We start from the raw sequence: 22,273 nt of genomic DNA, 5'->3' as shown, positions 1-22,273 counted from the left end.
GACGAGCAGATGCCCACCCCGGGCGCTAGCGATTGTCGCGGGCGCGGGTGTGCGCGGACAAGATCACTGGCCAGAGCAGGCCGCGTTGACGCGGTCCGCTCCGGCCAGTGAGGTGGACGGCTCAGCGGTGCCGAAGGGGTGCGCGGGACGGGCCCTACCGAGTGCGCAGCACCTCGGCCAGCTGGTCCACGGCCCACTCCAGGTCCGCCTGCTCGATCACCAGGGGCGGCGCCAGCCGGATCGTCGAACCGTGGGTGTCCTTGGCCAGCACGCCCCGCTCGGCCAGCGCGGCGCAGATGTCGCGGCCGGTGCCGAGCGCGGGATCGATGTCGATGCCGGCCCACAGACCGGCGGTGCGTACGCCCACCAGCCCCTTGCCCATCAGGCCGTTCAGGCGCTCGGCGAGAACGGCACCCAGGGCCGCGGCCCGGCGCTGGTAGCTGCCGTCGGCGAGCAGGCCCACCACCGCCCGGCCGACCGCACACGCCAGCGGGTTGCCGCCGAACGTGCTGCCGTGCTGGCCCGGGCGGACGACGCCCAGCACGTCCGGCGATCCGGCCACCGCCGAGACCGGAACGACCCCGCCGCCGAGCGCCTTGCCGAGGATGTAGAGATCGGGTACGACACCCTCGCGGTCGCAGGCGAACGTGGAGCCGGTCCGCCCCAGTCCGGCCTGGATCTCGTCGGCGAGCATGAGAACGCCCCGCTCGGTGCACGTGCGGCGGACGTCGCGCAGGTAGCCCTCCGGTGGCACGATCACCCCGGCCTCGCCCTGGACGGGTTCGATCAGCACGGCGACGGTGGTGTCGTCGATCGCGTCGGCGATCGCTCCCGCGTCGCCGTACGGCACGGTCACGAAGCCCGGGGTGTAGGGGCCGTAGTGGTCCCGGGCGTCCGGGTCGTCGGAGAAGCTCACGATCGTGATGGTGCGGCCGTGGAAGTTGCCGGCGGCAACGACGATGGTGGCCTGCCCGTCGGGGACGCCCTTGCGTTCGTAACCCCACTTGCGGGCCACCTTCAGCGCGGTCTCCACCGCCTCCGCGCCGGTGTTCATCGGCAGCACCATGACGTCCGGGGACGCGTCGGCGTCGGCGCCGGACGCGGGGTTCGACGCCGGGCTCGACGCCGCGACCAGGCCGGCGAGCTCGGCGCAGAACGCCCCGAACTGGTCGTGGTGGAACGCCCGGCTGATCAATGTCAGCCGGTCCAGCTGGTCCCGTGCCGCCGCGAGGATGGCCGGGTGGCGGTGCCCGAAGTTGAGCGCGGAGTACCCCGCCAGGCAGTCGAGGTAGCGACGCCCGTCCACGCCAGTCACCCAGGCGCCCTCGGCCTCGGCGGCGACGACCGGCAGCGGGTGGTAGTTGTGCGCGGCGTACCGCTCCGCGAGCGTGATCTGCTCGGCGGTCCGGTCCACAGCCCGGTCCACGGTCCGGATCGTCACGTCACCGAGCATCCGAGCCTCCCTCGATGCCGCTGTCGACGGAGCCCGGGCGGATCTCCAGCGTGCAGCACTTCGGCCCGCCACCGGACTTGCGTAGCTCGGACAGGTCCACCGGCACCGGCTCGTACCCGCGTTCGGCGAGCCGGCCCGCCAGCCCCGTCGCCTGCACGGGCAGCACGACGTTGCGGCCGTCCGACACGGCGTTCAGGCCCAGCACCACCGCGTCCGCCTCGTCGGCGAGCACCGCGTCCGGGTACAGCTCACGCAGCACCTGCCGGCTCTCCGGCGCGAACGCCTCCGGGTAGTAGACGACGTTGTGCTCGTCCAGCACCGACAGTGCGGTGTCCAGGTGGTAGAAGCGCGGGTCGACCAGGTGCAGCGTGACGACCGGCCGGTCGACGTACTCCGCCAGCTCGCGGTGGGCCGCCGGGTCGGTACGGAAGCCGGTGCCGGCGAGGATGCGGTCCGGCATGGTGAGCAGGTCGCCCTCCCCCTCGGCCACGGCCAGCGGGAGGTACGCGTCGCGGACGCCGTGCTCGACACCGTGGGTCTTGAACCACTCGAGGAAGCGGGTGGCCTCGGGCATCCGCTCCAGGTGGCGGAACCGCGAGCCGAACGCCAGCCCGTCCACCACCACCGCACCGTTCGCGGCGAACACCATGTCCGGCAGGCCGGGCGCGGGGTCGATCAGGCTCACCTCGTGGCCGAGGTCGAGGTAGGTCTGCCGCAGGCGCTCCCACTGCGCGATGGCGAGATCGGTGTCGACCGCCTTCTCCGGGTGCATCCACGGGTTGATCGCGTACGCGACGGTGAAGTACGTCGGCCGGCACATGAGGTAGTGCCGGCGGGTGGCGGTACGGACGCTTTCGCGAGCGTTGCCGGCGTTGTCGTGGTTGCCGTGACTGGCGGTCGTGGGCATCGAGAAACCTCCGCTGGAGTACGAACGGGGGCGCGAGCGGCCGCCGCGACCTTCCCGATGTCGAGCCTAGGTAGCCATCTACCCGCGACCCAATGCGTTCGGACTGCGCGTGGCCGGCGGTTCGTTGCGTGCTCTGCGCCGATCGCGGCGGATCGTTGCGCGGCTCGCCTCGGGGGCCTGAAGGGGCGCTCTGTGCCCGGCAGACGCCTGCCGCAGGCGGCTTCAGCCCGGGGTCTCCTGGCCGGTCAGCCCGGGCCGCTCCAGCAACCGGGACAGCACCAGCGAACTCCTGGTCCGGGCGACGTACGGCTCGGCGTTGATGCGTTCCAGCACCCGCTCGAAGTGCCCGATGTCGGCGGCGAGGATGTGCACCAGGGCGTCCGCCTCACCGGTCAGCGTGCAGGCCGCGACCACCTCCGGGAAGCGCGCCACTCCGGCCCGGATGGTCGCCGGCGAGGTTTTGCCCTGGCAGAAAAGCTCGACGTACGCCTCGGTGGTCCAGCCGAGCGCGCGCGGGTCGACCTTCGCGGTGAACCCGGTGACCGCACCCGCCTGCCGGAGCCGGTCCACCCGGCGCTTCACCGCCGGCGCGGACAGCCCCACCTGTGCCCCGATCTCGGCGAAGCTCGCCCGGCCGTCGTCGAGCAGCAGGGCGACGATGCGTTCGTCCACGGGGTCCAGCCGCACGCTCGCTCCTTCTCCTGGCTTCGTCCGGCGCCGGGTGCGGGTGCCCGGCTCACTCCTCGCCACCTGCTCGTACAACCGCCCTAAACTGTGCACCCGTGACCGGGTTCCGCGCATCCGACCCCACCGAGAACGCCACTCCGGCCGGCACGACGGCCACCGGCCTGGTCGGCGGGCTGGTCGGCGCCCGGGTCGGCGGCCGGGTCGCGATCCTCGTCAACGGTCTGCCCGCCTCCGGCAAGTCGACACTCGCCCCGCGGCTCGCCCGGGCGCTCGGCCTCCCGCTGTTCGCCAAGGACGTCATCAAGGAAACCCACGCGGACGTCCTCGGCGTGCACCCTCCCGACGACCGGCCGCAGCGGGCGTGGAACGCCGCCCTCGGGCGGGCCGCCAGCGAGACGATGTGGGCGCTGCTCGCCGACGCACCGCTCGGAGCGGTGCTGGAGAGTTCGTGGCGGGCCGACGTACGCCCGCTCGTCCAGGCCGGGCTGGCCCAGGCGAACGTGGCACGGACCGTCGAGATCTGGTGCGACGTACCCGCCGACGTCTCCTACGACCGCGACCGGATCCGGTGGGCGAGCCAGCACCGGATCCACGGTGCCCGGATCTCGGCGGCGGAGTGGACGGCGATGGTCGCCGACGGCCGGCCGCTCGCGCTCGGGCCGGTGCGGCGGGTGGACACCACCGGGCCGGTCGACGTCGACGCGCTGACCGCCTGGTGTCGTACGGAACTGGGGTGGGCGTAGGGCCGGGCGTAGCCGGTGCACGCCCCGTACTCCCAATCAACCATCCCGGGCAGGGTCAGAACAAGACTGCAGTTTTTCCTGCCAGGGCAGCAGAATCGCTGCTCATGACCTGGGATCCGTTCGGGACGATCGCCAACACGCTGTGGCTCGGCGGCGGGCAGTGGGCCGGCAAGTCGACGGTGGCCCGCATCCTCGCCGGCCGCTGTGGGATCACGGCGTACCACTACGACTACCACGACGCCCGTGGGCACGACGCCCGTCGCATCGCCGGCCGGGCCACCCGCGGGGAGCCGCTGACCGGACCGGACCCGGACGAGATGTGGGTCCGGCGTACGCCCGGCGACATGGCCGAGGACGCGCTGGCGGAGTTCGGCCGGAGGTTCGAGTGGACGCTGGACGACCTGCGGGGGCTGGTGTCCGGGCGGCCGATCCTCGCCGAGGGGTGGGGGCTGCGCCCCGAACTCGTCGCGCCGCTGCTGGAGTCGCCCGGCCGGATGCTGGTGATGGTGCCGACGGAGGAGTTCCGGCAACGCCAGCTGCGCGACCTCCCCCGCGCCCGGGAGTTCGGGCTACACGTCAGTGATCCCCGGCGTGCCCAGGCCAACCGGGTGGACCGGGACCGGCTGCTCGCGGAGTCGGCCGCCGAGGCCGCCCGCGAACGCGGGATACGCGTGATGGGCGTGGACGGAAGCAGGGACGCCGAACAGGTGGCCACCGAGGTCGCCGACCACTTCGCGCCCTACCTGGGCTGAGCTCCGCTCACCTGGGCCGTCCTGCGCTGTCCTGCGCAGTCCGGGCTATCGGCTGAACGGGCGCGGCGGTCAGGAGACCCTGCTGCTCTCCTCGGCGGAGGTGTCCGCGATCTGCTGCACCTCTGCCGGGCTGTGCCGGGGCACCCGGGGGCCGCCGAAGCCCATGACGTGCAGGATCTTGCCGACGAGCAGGGCGACCAGCGTTCCTCCGACCGCGCTGGCGAAGAACAGCCACCAGTTGCCGATCACGATCGCCAGGCCGGCGACCACCGAGGTGACCAGCAGGAGTCCCACGGTCGTCCAGGCAGCCGGAGTGTTGCCGTGGTGAGCCTGCGTGGTGTTCTCGCGGCGGTACTTGTCGCTGGTGTCGCTCATGTCGCTCATGTCGCTCATGGCCGACCCTCTCTTTCCGTGCCGTGCCTCATTGTGTCGCGGGCCCCGATCACCGGTGAGCCGGGGTCGCCCGGTCGCGGGGCCGCCGGTCAGTCACGCAGGGTGGGGTCCTCGCCGCGGTCCAGGGCCGCCCACGGGTCGTCGTCGGTACGCCTGGCCGCCGGGGCGTCGTACCGGCTGCCCATCGCCGGCCACGTCCGGCCCCGTACCACCGCGAACACCCCGCCGGCCACGACGAGTGCGCCGCCGGCCACCGCGAGCCAGGGCCAGGCCTCCACCGTGATCGTGGACGCCCGGGTGGCGCCTCCGCCGCCTCCACTTCCCGCCCCGCCGGCGATCGCCCGGCGTACCGCCGCGTCCGCGACGGAGCCGGTGCGGGTCCAGAAGGTCACGCACGAGGCGACCGCGGCGACTCCGGCCAGCGCGACCAGCACCCCGGCGATCTGGCGGCCGCGTCCCCTGGTGGCCAGCAGGGCGAGCACTCCGGCGAGCCCGAGGAAACCGGCGGACCGGACCAGCGGCGCGGCCTGCGCTCCGGTGACGGCGGTGTGCACCGCGGGGTAGTTGGGAATCGCCCACCGGGCGGCGAGCCAGGTGCGCCCGGCGGCCCACAGGACGAGGGCCGCGCCCGCGAGCACCAGGGCGAGTGCGAGGAAGAACTGCCGCCGGGCGGTCCGCTTCGGGGTCACTGAGGTCGCGGGAGTCGTGGAGGTCATGGGGATCACGGGGTCCGGAAGGTCTCCGCCACCGCGACCGCGCGCAGCGCCGCGGCGGCCTTGTTGCGGGTCTCGGCGTCCTCGGCCGCCGGGTCGGAGTCGGCCACGATTCCCCCGCCGGCCTGGACGTACGCCACACCGTTGCGCAGCAGCGCGGTGCGGATCGCGATCGCGGCGTCCAGGTCGCCGGCGAAGTCGAGGTAGCCGACGACCCCGCCGTACAGCCCGCGTCTGGTGGGTTCGAGCTTCTCGATGATCTCCATCGCCCGCGGCTTCGGCGCACCGGACAGGGTGCCCGCCGGGAAGCAGGCACACAGGGCGTCGAAGGCAGTCCGGCCCGGTGCGAGCCGGCCGACCACCGTGGACTCCAGGTGCATGACGTGGCTGTACCTGCGTACGGTCATGAAGTCGACCACCTCGACGCTGCCCGGCGCGCAGACCCGGCCGAGGTCGTTGCGGCCCAGGTCGACCAGCATCAGGTGCTCCGCGCGCTCCTTGTCGTCGGAGAGCAGCTCCTGCTCCAGCGCGTGGTCCTCCTCCGGAGTGGCGCCGCGCGGCCGGGTGCCCGCGATCGGGTGCGTCAGCGCCCGCTCACCGGTCACCGTCACCAGCGCCTCCGGGCTGGAACCCACGATGTCGAAGTCGCCGAAGCGCAGGAGGTACATGTACGGCGAGGGATTGGAGAAACGCAGCACGCGGTAGATGTCGAACGCCCGGGCCGTCGTCGCCCGCTCGAACCGCTGCGACACGACCACCTGGAACGCCTCGCCGGCGTGGATCTCCTCCTTGGCCTGCTCGACCGCCGCCATGTGCTCCTCGGCGGAACGCCGGCGCTCGTAGCCGGGCGGGGCCTGCAGGTCGGCCGCCGCCACGAACGACGGCGTGGGCTGGGCGAGCGCCTTCGTCATCGCGTCCAGCCGCTGCACGGCGTCGGACCAGGCCTGGTCGACGCGCTCGCCGGTGTCGTCCCAGTTGACCGCGTTGGCGATCAGCAGCACCGTGCCGTCCACGTGGTCGAGGACCGCGAGGTCGGTGGCCAGCATCAGCGCCAGCTCCGGTAGCCCGAGGTCGTCGGTGGTGAGGTCGGGCAGCCGTTCCAGCCGGCGTACCGCGTCATAGCCGATGTAGCCGACGAGCCCGCCGGTCAGCGGCGGCAGGCCGGGCAGATGAGGGGTGTGCAGCCGGGCCACCGTCTCCTGCACCGCGGCCAGCGGGTCGCCGCCCTCGGGCAACCCAACCGGCGGGTTGCCGAGCCAGTGCGCCTCGCCGTCGCGTTCGGTCAGCACCGCCGCGGAACGGACGCCGACGAAGGAGTACCTCCCCCACACCCCGCCGTGCTCGGCCGACTCGAACAGGAACGTGCCCGGCTCGTCGCGGGCCAGCTTGGCGTAGACGCCGAGCGGGGTTTCGGCGTCGGCGAGCAGCTTGCGGGTCACCGGGATCACCCGCCGCCCGGGCGCGAGGTCACGGAAGCCGGGGAGGTCGGGGGTGGTGGTGCCGAGGGACGTCACGGCCGGACCTCCTCGTCCGCGGCGGCCGGCTCGCCCACCTTCGCGGTGAGCAGACCGTCGTCGAAGCAGGTGCGGGTGCCGGTGTGGCAGGCCGGGCCCTCCTGGTCGACCCGGACCAGCAATGTGTCGCCGTCGCAGTCCAGCCGGACCTCCTTCACCCACTGCCGGTGGCCGGAGGTCTCGCCCTTCACCCAGTACTCCCGGCGGCTGCGGCTCCAGAACGTCGACCGGCCCGTGGTGAGCGTGCGGTGCAGGGCCTCGTCGTCCATCCAGCCGACCATCAGCACCTCGCCGGTGTCGTGCTGCTGGACCACCGCGACCACCAGGCCGTGGTCGTCGCGTTTGAGCCGGTCTGCGACCTCGGGGGCGAGTGCGGGGTGGGCACTGGGGTCGGCGCTGGGCATGCCCGCCATTGTTCCCGGTGCCACCGACAGCGGGCGCGACGGGTCGTGCCCGCTCCCTGACCGCGGTCGGCGACCCGGGCATAGCGGTACGAACGCCGATCCTTCATGGAGCCGGCATGGATCCGGCGCGAATTCGCCCCCGCTCCGCCGAGCCCTGGTGGCGAGCGGAGCCGGTGATCGGCCTGTCGGTGGGCCGTGGCAGTCTGCCCGCCATGGCGAACTCGGTGGTGCACTTCCGGTCCTCGTTCGAACCCGGCGAGCCCCGTCCCGACCTTGCGGGCGGCGACGGCCCGGCCGTCGACGGGCTCACCGTCGAGGTCGCGGGTGGGCCTGCCCATGCACCGGCCGCCAAACCCGGCGTCGGCTTCACCGGCCGGCACGCACTCCGCTACGCCGCCGAGCGGGCGAGCGCGGCTCCGCGCAGCGTGGCGTTGTTCGCGGTGGACGTCGAGGTCGGACCCGACACCGAGCTGTCCTACGTCCTGTTCCCGGAGTTCACCTCCGGTGACCTGACCTACGCCGCGACCTACGCCGCGGTCGACCTCGAGTTCGCCGACGGCACCCGGCTCAGCGAGCTCGGCGCGCGCGACCAGTACGACCAGCCCGCGGACGCGGCCGCCCAGGGCGCCGCCCGCATGCTCTACGCCGACCAGTGGAACCTCCGGCGGATCGCGGTCGGCGCGGTCGCCGCCGGCCGCCGGGTCACCGCCGTGCTGCTCACCCACCACCAGCCCGATGGTCCGGTCGACACCGATGGCACCGTGCCGTTCCGGGGCTGGGTGGACGACATCGTTCTGGCCGAGCGCGCCCGTCCCGCCGGGGAGCCGCGGCGGCTGTCCGACCACGTGCTCACCACCCGCGGCACGCACTCGAGCGGGGCGTTCTCCCGGGGCAACAACGTCCCGGCCGCGGCGGTGCCGCTGGGCTTCAACTTCTGGACGCCGGTCACCGACGCGGGCACGCTGCGCTGGGAGTACGAGTACCACGGCGGCAACGACGACGAAAACCGGCCGCGGCTGCAGGCGCTGGGACTGAGCCACCAGCCCAGCCCGTGGATGGGCGACCGGCAGACGTTCCAGGTGATGCCGTCCAGCGCCGCGGGCACCCCCGACGCCGACCGTACCGCGCGGGCGCTGTCGTTCAGCCACGACAACGAGATCGCCCGCCCGCACTGGTACTCCGTGACCTTCGACGACGGCCTGGTCGCCGAGATAGCCCCGGCAGACCACGCGGCGATGTTCCGGTTCACGTTCACCGGGCCGACGTCCACGCTGCTCTTCGACAACGTCGACGCCGACGCGGGGGTGAGTGTCGATCCCGAGACGGGCGTGCTGACCGGCTACACCGACGTCGGCAGCCAGCGTTCCAACGGCGCGAGCCGGATGTTCGTGTACGCGGAGTTCGACCGGCCCGTGGTCGAGTCCGGCCGGCCCGACGGCGTGGGCGAGCGTGCGCACGCGGCGGCGTACGCGCGGTTCGACCCGACCGGCGACCGTACGGTCACCATGCGGATCGCCACCTCGCTGATCAGCCTGGACCAGGCCCGCCACAACCTGGCGTTGGAGATCGGCGCCGACGACACCTTCGACGACGTTCGCGAGCGCGCCCAGCGGCAGTGGGACGACACCCTCGGCGTGCTCGAGGTGGAGGGGGCGAGCGAGGACCAGCTCACCACGCTGTACTCCAACCTCTACCGGCTCTACCTCTATCCCAACTCCGGCTACGAGAACACCGGCACCGTACAGCGGCCCATCTATGCGCATGCCGTGCAGTCCGCGACGTCCTCGCCGTCGAGCGGCCCCACCCGGACAGGCGCCGACGTCGTTCCCGGCAAGGCCTATGTCAACAACGGCTTCTGGGACACCTACCGCACCACCTGGCCGGCCTACGCACTGCTCACCCCCACGCTGGCCGGCGAGCTGGTGGAGGGGTTCGTCCAGCAGTACCGCGACGGCGGCTGGATCGCCCGGTGGTCCTCCCCCGGCTACGCCGACTGCATGGTCGGCACGAGTTCCGACGTGGCCTTCGCCGACGCCTACTGCAAGGGGATCGAGGGCTTCGACGCCTGGGCGGCCTACGAGTCGGCGGTGAAGAACGCCACTGTCCGCCCGCCCAACCCGTTCGTCGGCCGCAAGGGGATGGAACGCTCGCCCTTCCTCGGCTACACGCCGGAGGAGGCGACCGAGGAGGCGATGTCGTGGTCGATGGACGGCTACATCAACGACTTCGGCATCGCCATGATGGCCGGGCAGCTGGCGCGGGACGTGGGGCCCGACGACGCCCGCTACGCCCGGTTGCGCGAGGAGGAGGAATACTTCCGCCGCCGTGCGCTGGGTTACGTCCACCTGTTCGACCCGGCGGTCGGGTTCTTCCAGGGCCGGCACGGCGACGGTTCGCGGCGGCTGTCTCCCCAGGAGTTCGACCCGCGGATGTGGGGCTTCGACTACACCGAGACCAACGCGTGGAACATGGCGTTCCACGTTCCGCACGACGGCGCCGGGCTCGCCTGGCTGTACGGCGGACGGGAGGCACTCGCGCGCAGGCTGGACGAGTTCTTCGCCACCCCCGAGACCGGCGAGGAGCGGTTCAAGGGCTCCTACCATCACGTGATCCACGAGATGATCGAGGCTCGCGACGTCCGGATGGGGATGTACGGCCACAGCAACCAGCCGGCCCACCACATCGCCTACATGTACACCTACGCCGGACAGCCCGCGCGCACGCAGGAGAAGGTGCGCGAGGTGCTCACCCGGCTCTATGTCGGCAGTGAGCTCGGCCAGGGCTACTGCGGCGACGAGGACAACGGCGAGATGTCGGCGTGGCAGGTGTTCAGCGCGCTCGGGTTCTACCCGCTGCAGATGGGCAGCCCCCGCTATGCGATCGGCTCGCCGTTGTTCACCCGGGCGACGGTGCACCTGGAGTCGGGTGCCGACCTGGTGATCAGCGCGCCGGACAACAGTGCCGACAACATCTACGTGCAGGGCCTCACCGTGGACGGCGTGCCCTACGACCGGGCGTGGCTGCCGCACGACCTGCTCGCCAAGGGCGGCGTGCTGGAGTTCGCCATGGGACCCGAGCCGTCCGGCTGGGCGAGCGGGCCGGATGCCGCTCCGCCGTCGGTCACCGAGCCCGGCGAGGCGCCCGCACCCCTCGTCGACGTCACCCGGCCCAGCTCCGGCACCGCCCGGGCAAGTGAGGGAGTGGACGCGGAGCCCCTGTTCGACGACACCTCGGCCGGCTCGGTGGCGTTCGCCGGGACCCGGCGGTGGGTGTCGTACGAGCTGGCGGCGCCGGCCCGGGTCGGCTTCTACACACTCACGTCCCCCGTGGACAACGCCGGTGCGGCCCCGGAAGCGTGGGTGCTCGCCGGCTCCCGCGACGGGACAAGCTGGGAGGTGCTGGACACCAGGAGCGGGGAGGAGTTCGGGTGGCCGCTGCAGACCCGGCCGTTCCAGGTCGCAGCGCCGGGCGACTACACCCACTACCGGCTCGGCCTCGCGCCGGCGACCGAAACCACCGCGGGCGGCACACCGGTGTCCCTCGCCCAGGTGGAGCTGCTGGCCTAGGGTGCGTTGCGAAGTGGACCGCCGGCCGCACGAGACACGCGTCCGGCGGGCCGCTTCGGCACCTGCCCCGGCGTCCTACGATCGGGGGCATGACTGATCACGCCCGCGCCGAACGCCGAGCGCTCGCCGACCTGCTGGACGCACTGGGCCCGGACGCACCCACCCTGTGCGCCGACTGGACGACATCCGACCTCGCCGCCCACCTGGTGATCCGGGAGAGTGACCCGCTGGGCGCCGCGGGCATCCTGCTGTCGCCCCTCGCCGGTAAGACGAAGGAACGCATGACCGGGCTGGTCGGGCGACTCGGCTACGCCGAACTGGTCGACCGGTTCCGCCAGGGCCCGCCGTCGTGGTCGCCGGCTCGGCTGGCGGCGGTGGACCGCGCCGCCAACACGGTGGAGTTCTTCGTCCACCACGAGGACGTACGGCGAGCCCAGCCGGACTGGACTCCGCGCGACCTGCCGGCCGACTTCGAGGACCTCCTGTGGCGGCGGGTCGGCAGTGCCGGCCGGATGCTGTTCCGCCGGTCCGCCGCCGGAGTGCTGGTGGCCCGACCCGACGGGGCCACGGCCCGGGTTCGCAACGGCGAGCCGACCGCCGTGCTGTCCGGGCTCCCCAGCGAGATCACGTTGTACATGTTCGGGCGCAGGGGCGTGTCCCGGGCCGAGGTCGGCGGGCCGCCGGCGGCGGTCCAGGCACTGGCCCACGCCCCGCTCGGGGTCTGACGGGGCCGACGACCCAACGCCCTGACAGGCCCGTCCTCGGGGCGAGCCGCGTCCCGCCTCGGCGGACCACGAGGCCGGCACCTGCCCGGGCCACGGCGAGTCCGGGCGGCCCGGTGTAGCCTGCGGGCGGAATTGTCAGCAAGGCAGCAGCAAGACAACAGCAGACGACAGGGGAGCGCGGAAGCGCTGAGAGTGCGGGCCGCCAGCGATGGCGACGCCCGCAGACCCTCGAACCTGATCTGGGTAATGCCAGCGCAGGAAGTCGGTCTGTCCGTTCGTCACCGGGCCCGCTCCCGGCCGATCGACCGATCGGGCGCGGAGCTCCGCGCGGCGAGCCGGACCTGTGGCACTCGGCCGCGTCTCCTCCCCGGTGCAGGGAGGACGTTCATGACCCAGGATGCGACCTCGACCGCGACGCGCGGTCAGCAGCCCGTCAACCGACGGTGGCGCACCGTCGACATCATCGTCGCCGCCGTGGTCGCGGTGGCCTTCGGTGTGGTGTTCGTCGCGTGGGGCGTGCTGTACAACGCGGTCACCCCCGTCTTCGTCGGCTTCAAGCCGGCCCAGGCGGTGATCTACGGCATGTGGCTGCTCCCCGGCGTCCTCGGCGGGCTGCTGATCCGCAAGCCGGGCGCCGCGGTGTTCACCGAACTCGTCGCGGCCGTCGTCTCGGTCCTGCTCGGCGTGGACAGCCCACTGGCGATCATCCTGTACGGCCTGGTCCAGGGCCTGGGCGCGGAACTCGTCTTCGCGGCGTTCCGCTACCGCAGGTGGCGGCTGCCGGTGGCGCTGCTCGCCGGCGCGGTCGCCGGCCTCGTCCCGGCCGTGATGGACAACGTGCTCTACAACGTCGCGTGGGCGCCGACCTGGCAGCTCGTGTACGGCGTCCTCGTCGTGGTGAGCTCCGTCGTCATCGCCGGGGCCGGCTCGTTCGCGCTCGTCCGGGCACTTGCCGCCACCGGCGTCCTGGCGCCGTTCGCGTCCGGCCGGGAGCAGACACCCCGGTGAGCGCGTCGGCGACGGCGTCCCTGCAGGCCGCGTCCGGGCCCGGCTCCGCACTGTCGATCCAGGCCCGCGGGTGGTCGTTCCGGTACGCCGGGCGGCACACGTGGGCGGTCCGCGACCTCGACCTCGCCGTGGAGCCGGGCGAGCGGGTGCTGCTCGCCGGTCCGTCCGGCGGCGGCAAGAGCACCCTGCTCACCGGCCTCGCCGGCCTGCTCGACGCCGAACAGGCCGGCGACGTCGAGGGGACCCTGCTGGTCGGCGGCTCGCCTCCGCAGCAGGTCCGCGACCGGATCGGCCTGGCGTTCCAGGATCCGGAGACGCAGCTGGTGATGGCCCGGGCCGGCGACGACGTGGCGTTCGGCCTGGAGAACCGCGCCGTGCCCACCGAGCGCATCTGGTCGCGGGTCGACGAGGCACTCGCGCTGACCGGTTTCCCGTACGGCCGGGACCACCCGACCGGGCGGCTGTCCGGCGGGGAGAAGCAGCGGCTCGTCCTGGCCGGAGTGGTGGCGCTGCGCCCGGACCTGATCCTGCTGGACGAGCCGACCGCCAACCTCGACCCCGACGGGGCGGCACTCGTACGCCGGGCCGTCGACCAGGTGGTCGCGGCCACCGGAGCGACGCTGGTCGTGGTCGACCACCGGGTCGGCGACTGGCTTCCGCAGATGGACCGGGTGGTGGTGCTCCGCTCCGGCGGCGGCGTGCTCGCCGACGGAACCCCGGAGAAGGTCTTCGCCGCCGACCACGGGTCGCTGGCCGCGGCCGGAGTGTGGATCCCGGGCGAGGTCCCGTCGCCCCGCCTGCCCGCGTCCGCACCCGCGCCCGCACTCGAGCCGGCGAGCTCAGCGGCCACCACGACTGCGCCGACCACCCCGACCGGCCTGCTCACCGCCACGTCGCTCGGCTACACCTATCCGGCCGCGGACCGGCCCGCACTCTCCGACGCCGGCCTGCGGCTGTCCGCCGGTGAGGTGGTCGCCGTTTCCGGCGCGAACGGCTCCGGCAAGTCCACCCTCGCCATGCTCACGGCCGGCCTGCTCGCACCGTCGGCGGGTGAGGTGACCGTCTCCCCCGACCTGTCACCCGGGCTCGCCGCCGGGCGCCGGCCGTTGCACCGCTGGCGCGCGGCGCAGCTGGTACGCGTGGTGGGCACGGTGTTCCAGGATCCCGAACACCAGTTTCTCGCCGCGAGCGTGCGGGCCGAGCTCGCCCTCGGGCCCCGGCTCGCCGGCCTCTCCCCCGAGGACGCCGGCCGCCGGGTGGACGAGCTCCTGCACCGGCTCGCCCTGGACCACCTGGCCGACGCGAACCCGTTCACTCTGTCCGGCGGGGAAAAGCGCCGGCTGTCGGTGGGCACCGCGCTGGCGACCGGGCCGCGGGTCCTCGTCCTGGACGAGCCGACGTTCGGGCAGGACCGGCGTACCTGGGGTGAGCTGGTCGACCTGCTCGCCGAGCTGCGCGAGGACGGTCACGCGATCTGCTGCGTGAGCCACGACCGCGACCTGATCGCCGTGCTCGCGGACCGGGAGATCCGCGTGCGGTCCGGGCGGGTGATCGGGTGAGCGTCCTCGCCGAACCGATCGTCACCGACCCGAACGCACCGGTCAGCCGGCTGAATCCGGTCACCAAGATCGTCGCGGCGTTCGTGATCCTGGCCGGGCTGCTGGTCACGGCCGATGCGGTGACGCCTGCCCTCGTCCTCGGCGCCGAACTGGCGGCCATCGCGGCGGCCGGCCTGCGCTGGCGGATCCTTCTCCGCCGGCTAGTGCTGCTGTTCGTCACCGTCGCCGGGCTGGCGTTGTCCACCCTGCTGTTCACCGACCAGACCGGCGGAACGGTGTGGCTCGATGCCGGTCCGCTGCAGGTGTCCAGCCAGAGCGTGCTGGCCACCGTCTCGGTGGTGACCCGGGTGCTCGCCATCGCGCTGCCGGGGGTGGTGGCGTTCGCCTCCACCGACCCGACCGAGTTCGCCGACGCGCTGGTGCAGCACTTCCGTACGCCACCTCGGTTCACGTTCGGCGCGCTGGCGGCGTTCCGGCTGCTGCCGGTGCTCGGCGACGAGTGGCGGACGCTGCTGCTCGCCCGCCGCGCGCGGGGGCTGGACGCCGGCCGGTCGCCGGTACGCCGGGCGCGGTTGTTCGCCTCCGGTGTGTTCGCCCTGCTGGTGGTGGCGATCCGGCGTGGGGTCCGGCTGGCGACCGCGATGGAGTCGCGCGGCTTCACCGACCGGCCGGACCGCACGCTCGCCCGGCCCCGGCCGCTGCGGCGCGCGGACTGGGTGTTCGTCGCCGCCACGGTCGCGGTCGTCGCGGGCGCCACCGCGGTCAGTGTCGTCCTGGGCACCTGGCGGTTCCTGTTCTGGTAGCGGGCACTCCTGGACCCCTGACATCTGTCACGGGTCCGGCCCGCCCGACCCACACAGGACCGGCCGTCGCACCTTCGTCACACTGAGCGGGTGACGATCGCCGACGAACGCCAGCCCGAGCTCGAGCTCCGTCCACCGCGGCACCGCGTCGCTCCTCGGGCCAGGCGGTACTGGACCGCCCGGGCGGGTGCCGGCTGGGTGCTGCTGCTCGCCGTACAGGTCGGGTGGTGGATCCTCGGCGGCGGCGCCACCGGCTGGCGGGTGACCGGTGTGGTGGCGACCGTCGTCCTCGGCGCCGCCCACGTGACGGTGATGCCGCGCTGGCGCTACCACGTACACCGCTGGGAGGCCACCGGCGAGGCCGTCTACACCCAGTCCGGATGGTTCGACCAGGAACGCCGGATCGCACCGGTGTCCCGGATCCAGACGGTGGACAGCGAACGCGGCCCGCTGGAGCAGCTCTTCGGGCTGTCGAACGTCACCGTCACCACCGCCTCGGCCGCCGGCCCGCTGAAGATCCACGGCCTGGACCGCGACACCGCCGAGCGGCTGGTCGACGAGCTCACCCGCACCACCCAGGCCAACCAGGGGGACGCGACGTGACGGAGCGACCGGCGGCGGTGGACGGCGACCAGACCGAACGCGCGGACCACACCGAGCACGCCGAGCACACCGGCGCCCCACCCGCCGCGGCGAACGCGACCGACACCGCGGGCTGGCGGCGGCTGAGCCCGCGGATGCTCGCGGTCCACCCCGTGCAGGAACTCGTCCGGTCCTTCCCCGCCCTGATCGGTGCCGTGGTGGCCGGGAGCACCAGCGGGCACGGCCCGCTGTGGGGCCTGGTCGGCCTGGTCCTCGTGGTCGCCCTCGGAACGCTGCGGTGGTTCACCACCACCTACCGCATCTCTCCCACACACGTGCAGGTCCGCCGCGGTCTGTTGCGCCGCCGGGTGCTGACCGTCCCCCGCGACCGGGTGCGCACCGTCGACGTCACCGCGAACGCGATGCACCGGGTGGTGGGGCTGGCCCGGGTCGAGATCGGCACCGGCCGTTCGGACCGCAAGGGCGAGAGCGGGCTGAAGCTGGACGCCCTCGCCGGCCCGGACGCCCACCGGCTGCGCGAGGAGCTCCTGCACCGGCTCCCGGCGGGAGCCACGCCCGTGCCCGCCACCGCGCCCGAAGGCGCAGCCACACCCGAACCAGCGCCGGCATCGGCACCGCGACCAACGCCGGCATCGGCACCGCGACCAACGCCGGCATCGGCACCGCGACCAACGCCGGCATCGGCGAGCGCCTCGGGGCGGGAGATCAGGCTGGCCACCCTCGACCCGCGATGGGTGAGGTACGGGCCGTTCACGCTGTCCGGGCTGCTGACCGTCGGCGTGGTCGTCGGCTTCGGTTCCCGCGCGGTGTCGGAGGCGAAGATCGACCTGGGCAAGGTCGGCCCGGTCCGCGAGCTGCTGGACCAGGTACGCGGCGCGGGCTGGCTGGTGGGAGCGGTCGAGGTGGTCGTCCTGCTGCTGGCCGTCTGCGTCCTCGCGTCCACGCTGGCCTACGTCCTGGCGTTCTGGAACTACCGGCTCACCCGGCATCCGGGCGGGACCCTGCATGTCAACCGCGGCCTGATCACCACCCGCGCCACCAGCATCGAGGAGCGCCGGATGCGCGGCGTCGAGCTCAGCGAGCCGCTGTCCCTGCGGCTCGTCGGCGGGGCAAGGTGCATCGCCATCGCCACCGGGCTGCGGGTCGGCCGGGGCGCCGAACGCGGCGGCTCGCTGCTGCTTCCCCCGGCACCGCGCAAGGTCGCCCTGCGGGTGGCCGGTGACGTGTTCGGCGGAGTCGAGCCGTACGCCACGCCACTCCTCCCGCACGGGCCGAAGGCCGTACGGCGAAGGTTCACCCGCGCACTCTGGCCGACCGCGCTGCTGGTCGCCGTCCTGGCCGTCCTGCACCGGGTCGCCGGGCTTCCCTCATGGGTGTGGCAGGCCTCGCTGGTGCTGCTCCCCTGCGCCGCGCTGGTCGCCGTGGACCGGGCGCGCAGCCTCGGTCACGCGCTACGGGACGGTGTGCTGGTCTGCCGGTTCGGTTCGCTCGTACGCCGGCGCAACGTGCTGACCTGCGACGGCGTACTGGGGTGGAACCTCCGGCAGTCGTACTTCCAGCGCCGGGTGGGGCTGACGACGCTGGTCGCGACCACCGCGGCCGGACGCCAGCACTACGAGATCCCGGACGTCGACACCTCCGAGGCGGTCCGGGTGGCCGACGCCGCCGTGCCCGGTCTGCTGACGCCGTTCCTGGTCCGGCCCGCCGACCAGCCGGAGGCCGACCGTTCGGTCGCCTGACCGTTCCGACGGCTGAGAGGTCACTCGTCGGTGGCCTCGTCGAGCACGCGCTCGGCGGCTCGCACGAAGTAGGTAACCGAGTCCGCGGGGCTGAGCGCCATCGCCCGCAGGTGGTCGAACGCCAGGCTGTGGCGGTAGACCTCGGCGTGGCTCTCGACGTAGCGGTTGGCGGTCATCGTCTCGACGTACACCGCCTCCGGCTCGTGCGGGTTGGGAAACTCGAGGATGTCGAACGAGCCGGCGCTGGCCGGGTGCGCGCCCGCCGAGGCGGGCAGCACCTGGACCGTCACGGTGCCGCGTTCGGCGTACTCGCGCAGCCGGTCGTACTGCTCGGCCATCACCTTGGCCGACCCGACCATCCAGGTCAGCGCGGGCTCGGCGATGACCAGCCAGAAGCGAAATGGGTCCGCCTCGCGGGCCAACAGGCGCTGCCGGGTCATCCGTGCCTCGACCCGCCGGTCGATCTCGGACGGCGAGGACAGGCCCATCGTGGCGCCGCGGATGATCTCGCGGGCGTAGTCCTCGGTCTGCATCAGGCCGTGGATCACGTGCGCGCTGTACGAGCGCATGCCGGCGAGCTGTGCCTCGAGCTCGATGTAGTCGACGTAGTCGCTGGGCAGGAACTCCGCGTAGGCGTCCCACCAGCCCTTGGTCCGTGCGGTCCGGGTCTTGCTGAGAATGGCCGTGCGGCGGCCCTCCTCGACGTTGTAGAGGTCGAGGAGCAGGTTGAGGTCCTTCAGGCCGACCCCGACGACCGCGGTCTCGATTCGGCTGATCTTGGCGACCGACCAGCCCGTCTTCGCGGCGACCTCCTCCAACGTCACCTGGGCGCGTTCGCGGAACATCCGTAGCTCCGCGGCGAGCCGGCGGCGCTGGATCGTGGGAGGTTTCGTACTCGGCATGCGTCTTTCCCCGTTTGGCGTGGCCAGCAGATGTTTTGTCATTCGATATTGCGGGAAATAGTCCGTCTTCGCACCAGGTTCAGCCCAACCCGTACCGCACGACACAAGTGCAAATTTACGCATTGATGTTGTAGGTGGCGTTGCTCGGGATTACGGTCGACTCAGGTTCGTGTACCCAGAGCCATCACTCCACGGGGGAGGTTCGTGCGATGGCAACGACACCCGAGAGGCTGGGGCATTCGGGCTGGTTGCCGACGTCGTACCCCGATGTCGGCTTCCTCCTACCCCAGCATGACCGGCCTCCGCGGCCGGAAACCGAGGTCGGCACCGAGGTCATCACCGACGTCGACCCCGAGGCTCTCACCGAGGCACTGACCGAACTGGATCACCGCGCGAGCGATCTCGCGTCGATCCACCGACCGGACCGGGACCCGTTCCGCTGGCAGCTCCGCTGGGGTTCGCTCCCCTGGCTCGGGCACGACCGCCCGCCGTTGTGCGTCTTCTGCCGCCGGCCGTGGCTGTGTCCGCCCGCCGCGTGGGCGCACGCCCAGCTGTCCACCCCCAGGTGCTCCGCCCCCGAGCACCCCAGCCAGGAGGCCCCCTGATGTCCACCCCTCCGCCCGTGTTCGGTGCAGCCACCGAGGAGGAGCGCACCATCGCCACCGCCACCGGCCCGCGCGCCGGCACCCCCACCGGTTCGTCCTCGGGTTCGCATGCGCGTTCGGGTTCGCGTACACGTTCGGGTTCGCGTTCACGTCCGGGGCACGAGGACTCCCCGCACCGCGCACCGCGCACGCTGCGGATCGACCCGGACCAGCCCGTCCCCGCGGACGCCGACCTCGCGTCCTACGACAGCGTGGTGGCGGTCGAGCCGGTCCCGAGAGTTCCGTACGCCTGGATTCAGCTCGTACGCCCGGGCGGCCGGCTGGTCGTGTCGTGGCGCAACCCGTTCGCCGGCTCGGTCGAGGCGCACCTCACCGTCACCGAGGACGGCCGGGCCACCGGGCACTTCGTCGGCTGGAGCGGCGCACCCGATGCCTGCGCGCAGGCATCGGTCGTGGCCGAGGCCGAGGGCGCGGTGCCGTGGTACCACACCACGACCACGCTCGACCCGGAGGCGATCTGGGCGGACCCGGCGGCGTTGTTCGGGCTGGGGATCCGGCTGCCGCACCTGCGCTGGGCACGGACCGGACCGGGCCGGCACGAAGGATGCGCCACCGCCGGCACCGCACCGGACACCGCCACGACGCGGCACTGGGTGTACGACGACAGCTCCTGCGCGTCGGCCCTGCGGCTGCCCTCCGGCGAGGTCCGGGTCGAACAACACGGCCCGCGCCTTCTGTGGCGGGAGGTCGAGTCGGCGTTGCGGTGGTGGGACGAACAGGGCCGGCCGACGTTCGAGCGGTTCGGGCTCAGCGTGACGTCGTTCGGCCAGTTCGCCTGGCTGGGCCACCGCTGCTCCGGCCGGATCTGGCGCCTCTGACCCCCTCGCGGCGGGGCACCGGCCACCGGCGCCCCGCCCGTCGCCTGCGCTGCTGACCCTGGGCTGCGGGGAAGGCGGTGTACGACGTGACCGGTCACTGGTCACTGGTCACTGGTCACTGGTCACTGGTCACCACAGGGTGAGCGAGTCCTTCAGGACGTCGGCGAGCACGTGGTCGCCGACGTCGATCGGGGCGATGGACAGCAGCCGATGCTGACGGCTCGCCCCGTCCACGAGGTCGGCTATGTCGGCCTCGGCGTACCCCACCTCCGACAGACCGTTCGGCATGCCGGTGTCGCGCATCAGCCGGGTGACCGCCGCGGGCAGCCGCTCGCACGGCTCCGCCACCGCGTCGGTCTCGGGGTCGAGGACGTGTGCCGCCCACAGGTGCCGCTCGGGGTTCGCCTCGTACGTACGCCGGAACGCCGCCGGCGCGGTCAGCACCACCGACATGCCGTGCGGGACCATCGGCTCGGCGTCGGGGTAGTCGGGCGGGCGGAAGTCGCGCACCCGGCCGGCGATCGGGTAGGCGCAGGCGTGCGGGATGTGCACCCCCGCGTTCCCGAACCCCAGCCCGGCGAACAACGCGGCCTGCAGCATGTCGGTGCGCGCGGCGAGGTCGTCGCCTGCCCGGTGGGCGGTCCGGAACGACCGGGCGAGCAGCGGCAGGGTCTGCCGGATCCACACGTCGGAGACCGGGTTCGCGCCGCAGTAGGCGACGCGTTCCTCCGGGCGGCGCTTCGGGTACGCGTCGTACGGGCGGGCGGTGTAGGACTCCAGCGCGTGGCAGAGGATGTCGAACCCGGTGGCCGCGGTGACTCCCGGTGGCAGCGTGAGGGTCACCTCCGGGTCGACGACGGCGAGCGCGGGCCGCAGCCGCGGATGGCTGATGCCGGTCTTCACCCGCAGGTCGAGGACGTCGAGGACGCAGACGGCCGTGCTCTCCGCCCCGGTGCCGGCGGTGGTGGGGACCGCCACCAGCGGGGCGAGCGGCCCGGCCGGTGCGAGCCCCTTGCCGATCGGCGCGTTCAGGTAGTCGGCCAGGTCGGCCGGGTGGGACGTCAGCAGGTCGACCGCCTTGGCGGTGTCGATCGCCGAGCCGCCGCCCACGCCGACGAAGCCGTCCCAGCCGCCGTCGCGGGCGAAGTCCACCGCGGCCGCGATGCTCTGGTCGGTGGGTTCCACGTGGACGCCGGTGAACAGCTCCGCGGCCAGGCCGGCGGCGCGCAGGGAGTCGACCACCCGGTCGGGTACGCCGGTGGCGGCGACGCCGGGGTCGGTGAGCACCAGGACGCGGGAGGCGCCGAGCTGGGCGACGTCGTACCCGATCTCGGCCACCGCACCGGCGCCGAACTTCAGCGCGGGCCCGCCCCAGGTGAAGACGGTCTCCGTCCCGGTCGGTGTGCCGACCTCGATGTCTGCCTCGGTGTCTGCCTCGGTGTCTGCCCCGATGTCTGCCCCGGTGTCCCGCATCGTGGCCGCTCCCTCGCTCGCCGTACGTCCCGTTCCAGCGACAGTGACGCACCCGGCACGGGCACGCAACCGGGGAACGCCCCGCCGAGCGGGCGAGGTACGGTCGGTCGACGTGACTCATCCCCACATCGACCGCGAACCCGCGAGCGCCCCGGCCCTGCGCGCCGAAGCCGTCCTGCTCGACCTGGACGGCACCCTGGTCGACTCCACCGAGGCCCTTCGCCGCTCGTGGACGACCTGGGCCATCGAGCAGGAGCTGACCCAGCAGGACTTCGCCCAGGTCCTCGGCCACGGCCTCACCTCGTCCGCGATCGTCGCCGCGCTGGTCCCGCCGGATCGGATCGCGGCCGCGCAGGCCCGGATCGACGAGCTCGAGGTCGAGGACGTGACCGGGATCGTGGCACTGCCGGGCGCACAGGCGTTCGTCTCCTCGCTTCCGGCCGGGCGGTGGACCATCGTCACGTCCGGTAACCGCGCTGTGGCGAGGGCCCGCCTGCGGGTTGCCGGCCTCCCGGTGCCGGACACCCTGGTCAGCGCGGACGACGTACGCCACGGCAAGCCCGACCCGGAGCCGTACCTCCTCGGCGCCAAGCGCCTCGGCATCGCACCCGAACGCTGTGTGGTCGTGGAGGACGCACCCGCGGGCCTGACCTCCGCGCGCGCCGCCGGAATGGCGACCGTCGCGGTGACCACCCACTACGAGCGGGCCGAGCTCGACGCCGACGTGGTTGTCGGGGACCTACAGAACGTCCGGGTCGAGGTTGACGGCGATGGCCTCACCATCTCGGTGGCCGACGGGGCATGATCGGGGTGACCGCCCGCGTGACCCCACGGCATGCAGGGCAC

At 73.1% G+C, this 22,273-nt stretch carries 21 protein-coding genes and 1 riboswitch; of the genes, 12 read left to right on the top strand and 9 right to left on the bottom strand.

Going from position 1 to position 22,273, the window contains the following annotated elements; genetic code table 11:
- Positions 1-154: 154 nt before the first annotated feature.
- From rocD to F4554_RS12410, 3 genes are all read right to left on the bottom strand, one after another.
- A complete protein-coding gene (gene rocD, locus F4554_RS12420; RefSeq protein WP_179787525.1) occupies positions 155-1,453 on the bottom strand; it encodes an ornithine--oxo-acid transaminase in 1,299 nt (432 codons plus the stop codon).
- The gene (gene ddaH, locus F4554_RS12415) at positions 1,443-2,360 is read right to left on the bottom strand and encodes a dimethylargininase (protein ID WP_179787524.1); all 918 of its coding nucleotides are present in this window, start codon (positions 2,358-2,360) and stop codon (positions 1,443-1,445) included. The genes rocD and ddaH overlap by 11 nt, the downstream gene beginning before the upstream one ends.
- Before the next feature lie 222 nt (positions 2,361-2,582).
- On the bottom strand, positions 2,583-3,047 hold the full coding sequence (locus F4554_RS12410; protein ID WP_179787523.1) for an AsnC family transcriptional regulator: 465 nt from the start codon (positions 3,045-3,047) through the stop codon (positions 2,583-2,585).
- 95 nt (positions 3,048-3,142) lie between these two features.
- Here F4554_RS12410 and F4554_RS12405 point away from each other — a divergent pair, with 95 nt between their 5' ends.
- Both F4554_RS12405 and F4554_RS12400 read left to right on the top strand, forming a co-directional pair.
- Entirely contained in the window at positions 3,143-3,790 is a 648-nt protein-coding gene (locus tag F4554_RS12405; protein ID WP_202889261.1) for an AAA family ATPase, read from the top strand.
- Between the two features lie 104 nt (positions 3,791-3,894).
- Entirely contained in the window at positions 3,895-4,542 is a 648-nt protein-coding gene (locus tag F4554_RS12400) for a hypothetical protein (protein WP_179787522.1), read from the top strand.
- 69 nt (positions 4,543-4,611) lie between these two features.
- Here the strand turns inward: F4554_RS12400 and F4554_RS12395 are convergent, their stop codons facing one another.
- The 4 genes from F4554_RS12395 to hisI all read right to left on the bottom strand — a co-directional run bounded on the left by F4554_RS12395 (position 4,612) and on the right by hisI (position 7,566).
- Positions 4,612-4,935, bottom strand: coding sequence for an HGxxPAAW family protein (locus F4554_RS12395; protein WP_179787521.1), 324 nt, complete (start codon positions 4,933-4,935; stop codon positions 4,612-4,614).
- 89 nt (positions 4,936-5,024) lie between these two features.
- Positions 5,025-5,651: a Trp biosynthesis-associated membrane protein gene (locus F4554_RS12390; RefSeq protein ID WP_179787520.1), complete on the bottom strand. Its 627-nt coding sequence runs from the start codon at positions 5,649-5,651 to the stop codon at positions 5,025-5,027.
- A gap of 5 nt (positions 5,652-5,656) precedes the next feature.
- Entirely contained in the window at positions 5,657-7,162 is a 1,506-nt protein-coding gene (locus tag F4554_RS12385; protein ID WP_179787519.1) for an anthranilate synthase component I, read from the bottom strand.
- Positions 7,159-7,566 (bottom strand): phosphoribosyl-AMP cyclohydrolase, encoded by a 408-nt coding sequence (gene hisI / locus F4554_RS12380; RefSeq protein WP_179787518.1) that lies wholly within the window; start codon positions 7,564-7,566, stop codon positions 7,159-7,161. The genes F4554_RS12385 and hisI overlap by 4 nt, the downstream gene beginning before the upstream one ends.
- Before the next feature lie 116 nt (positions 7,567-7,682).
- Between hisI and F4554_RS12375 the strand changes: the two genes are divergently transcribed.
- The 7 genes from F4554_RS12375 (at position 7,683) to F4554_RS12345 (ending at position 17,569) form a co-directional block, all read left to right on the top strand.
- Positions 7,683-11,132 (top strand): GH92 family glycosyl hydrolase, encoded by a 3,450-nt coding sequence (locus F4554_RS12375; protein WP_179787517.1) that lies wholly within the window; start codon positions 7,683-7,685, stop codon positions 11,130-11,132.
- Positions 11,133-11,221: 89 nt separating this feature from the next.
- Positions 11,222-11,857: a TIGR03085 family metal-binding protein gene (locus F4554_RS12370; protein ID WP_179787516.1), complete on the top strand. Its 636-nt coding sequence runs from the start codon at positions 11,222-11,224 to the stop codon at positions 11,855-11,857.
- A 159-nt stretch (positions 11,858-12,016) separates the two neighbouring features.
- Positions 12,017-12,135, top strand: a riboswitch (TPP riboswitch).
- A 109-nt stretch (positions 12,136-12,244) separates the two neighbouring features.
- Positions 12,245-12,865: an ECF transporter S component gene (locus F4554_RS12365; RefSeq protein WP_179787515.1), complete on the top strand. Its 621-nt coding sequence runs from the start codon at positions 12,245-12,247 to the stop codon at positions 12,863-12,865.
- Positions 12,862-14,424: an ABC transporter ATP-binding protein gene (locus F4554_RS12360; RefSeq protein ID WP_337795999.1), complete on the top strand. Its 1,563-nt coding sequence runs from the start codon at positions 12,862-12,864 to the stop codon at positions 14,422-14,424. The genes F4554_RS12365 and F4554_RS12360 overlap by 4 nt, the downstream gene beginning before the upstream one ends.
- The gene (locus F4554_RS12355; RefSeq protein ID WP_179787514.1) at positions 14,421-15,227 is read left to right on the top strand and encodes an energy-coupling factor transporter transmembrane protein EcfT; all 807 of its coding nucleotides are present in this window, start codon (positions 14,421-14,423) and stop codon (positions 15,225-15,227) included. The genes F4554_RS12360 and F4554_RS12355 overlap by 4 nt, the downstream gene beginning before the upstream one ends.
- 90 nt (positions 15,228-15,317) lie before the next feature.
- Positions 15,318-15,830 carry a PH domain-containing protein gene (locus tag F4554_RS33560; protein ID WP_337795998.1) on the top strand — a complete coding sequence of 171 codons (513 nt, stop codon included), beginning with the start codon at positions 15,318-15,320 and terminating at the stop codon, positions 15,828-15,830.
- On the top strand, positions 15,827-17,569 hold the full coding sequence (locus F4554_RS12345; RefSeq protein WP_337795997.1) for a PH domain-containing protein: 1,743 nt from the start codon (positions 15,827-15,829) through the stop codon (positions 17,567-17,569). Before F4554_RS33560 ends, F4554_RS12345 begins: the two co-directional genes overlap by 4 nt.
- Positions 17,570-17,589: 20 nt before the next feature.
- Here F4554_RS12345 and F4554_RS12340 read toward each other — a convergent pair whose 3' ends face one another.
- Positions 17,590-18,471, bottom strand: a complete 882-nt coding sequence (locus tag F4554_RS12340; RefSeq protein ID WP_179787513.1) for a helix-turn-helix domain-containing protein — start codon at positions 18,469-18,471, stop codon at positions 17,590-17,592.
- A gap of 209 nt (positions 18,472-18,680) precedes the next feature.
- Between F4554_RS12340 and F4554_RS12335 the strand changes: the two genes are divergently transcribed.
- On the top strand, positions 18,681-19,076 hold the full coding sequence (locus F4554_RS12335) for a hypothetical protein (RefSeq protein ID WP_179787512.1): 396 nt from the start codon (positions 18,681-18,683) through the stop codon (positions 19,074-19,076).
- Entirely contained in the window at positions 19,076-19,954 is an 879-nt protein-coding gene (locus F4554_RS12330) for a hypothetical protein (RefSeq protein WP_179787511.1), read from the top strand. The genes F4554_RS12335 and F4554_RS12330 overlap by 1 nt, the downstream gene beginning before the upstream one ends.
- Before the next feature lie 129 nt (positions 19,955-20,083).
- Here the strand turns inward: F4554_RS12330 and F4554_RS12325 are convergent, their stop codons facing one another.
- Positions 20,084-21,427, bottom strand: coding sequence for a hydroxyacid-oxoacid transhydrogenase (locus F4554_RS12325; RefSeq protein WP_179787510.1), 1,344 nt, complete (start codon positions 21,425-21,427; stop codon positions 20,084-20,086).
- 112 nt (positions 21,428-21,539) lie between these two features.
- On the opposite strand from F4554_RS12325, the gene F4554_RS12320 reads away from it, so the two are divergent.
- Complete coding sequence (locus F4554_RS12320; protein ID WP_337795996.1) at positions 21,540-22,232, top strand: HAD-IA family hydrolase; 693 nt, start codon at positions 21,540-21,542, stop codon at positions 22,230-22,232.
- Positions 22,233-22,273: the final 41 nt, after the last annotated feature.

Source organism: Actinopolymorpha rutila (genome assembly GCF_013407855.1).
GTDB classification, from domain to species: Bacteria; Actinomycetota; Actinomycetes; order Propionibacteriales; family Actinopolymorphaceae; genus Actinopolymorpha; species Actinopolymorpha rutila.
This window is presented reverse-complemented; position numbering and strand designations above follow the sequence as displayed.

Coding starts and splice junctions, on each gene's coding strand:
- F4554_RS12395 (WP_179787521.1), bottom strand. CDS start 4,935: ATGAGCGACATGAGCGACATGAGCGACACCAGCGACAAGTACCGCCGC.
- hisI (WP_179787518.1), bottom strand. CDS start 7,566: ATGCCCAGCGCCGACCCCAGTGCCCACCCCGCACTCGCCCCCGAGGTC.
- F4554_RS12365 (WP_179787515.1), top strand. CDS start 12,245: ATGACCCAGGATGCGACCTCGACCGCGACGCGCGGTCAGCAGCCCGTC.
- ddaH (WP_179787524.1), bottom strand. CDS start 2,360: ATGCCCACGACCGCCAGTCACGGCAACCACGACAACGCCGGCAACGCT.
- rocD (WP_179787525.1), bottom strand. CDS start 1,453: ATGCTCGGTGACGTGACGATCCGGACCGTGGACCGGGCTGTGGACCGG.
- F4554_RS12325 (WP_179787510.1), bottom strand. CDS start 21,427: ATGCGGGACACCGGGGCAGACATCGGGGCAGACACCGAGGCAGACACC.
- F4554_RS12335 (WP_179787512.1), top strand. CDS start 18,681: ATGGCAACGACACCCGAGAGGCTGGGGCATTCGGGCTGGTTGCCGACG.
- F4554_RS12375 (WP_179787517.1), top strand. CDS start 7,683: ATGGATCCGGCGCGAATTCGCCCCCGCTCCGCCGAGCCCTGGTGGCGA.
- F4554_RS12390 (WP_179787520.1), bottom strand. CDS start 5,651: ATGACCTCCACGACTCCCGCGACCTCAGTGACCCCGAAGCGGACCGCC.
- F4554_RS12340 (WP_179787513.1), bottom strand. CDS start 18,471: ATGCCGAGTACGAAACCTCCCACGATCCAGCGCCGCCGGCTCGCCGCG.
- F4554_RS12330 (WP_179787511.1), top strand. CDS start 19,076: ATGTCCACCCCTCCGCCCGTGTTCGGTGCAGCCACCGAGGAGGAGCGC.
- F4554_RS12370 (WP_179787516.1), top strand. CDS start 11,222: ATGACTGATCACGCCCGCGCCGAACGCCGAGCGCTCGCCGACCTGCTG.
- F4554_RS12400 (WP_179787522.1), top strand. CDS start 3,895: ATGACCTGGGATCCGTTCGGGACGATCGCCAACACGCTGTGGCTCGGC.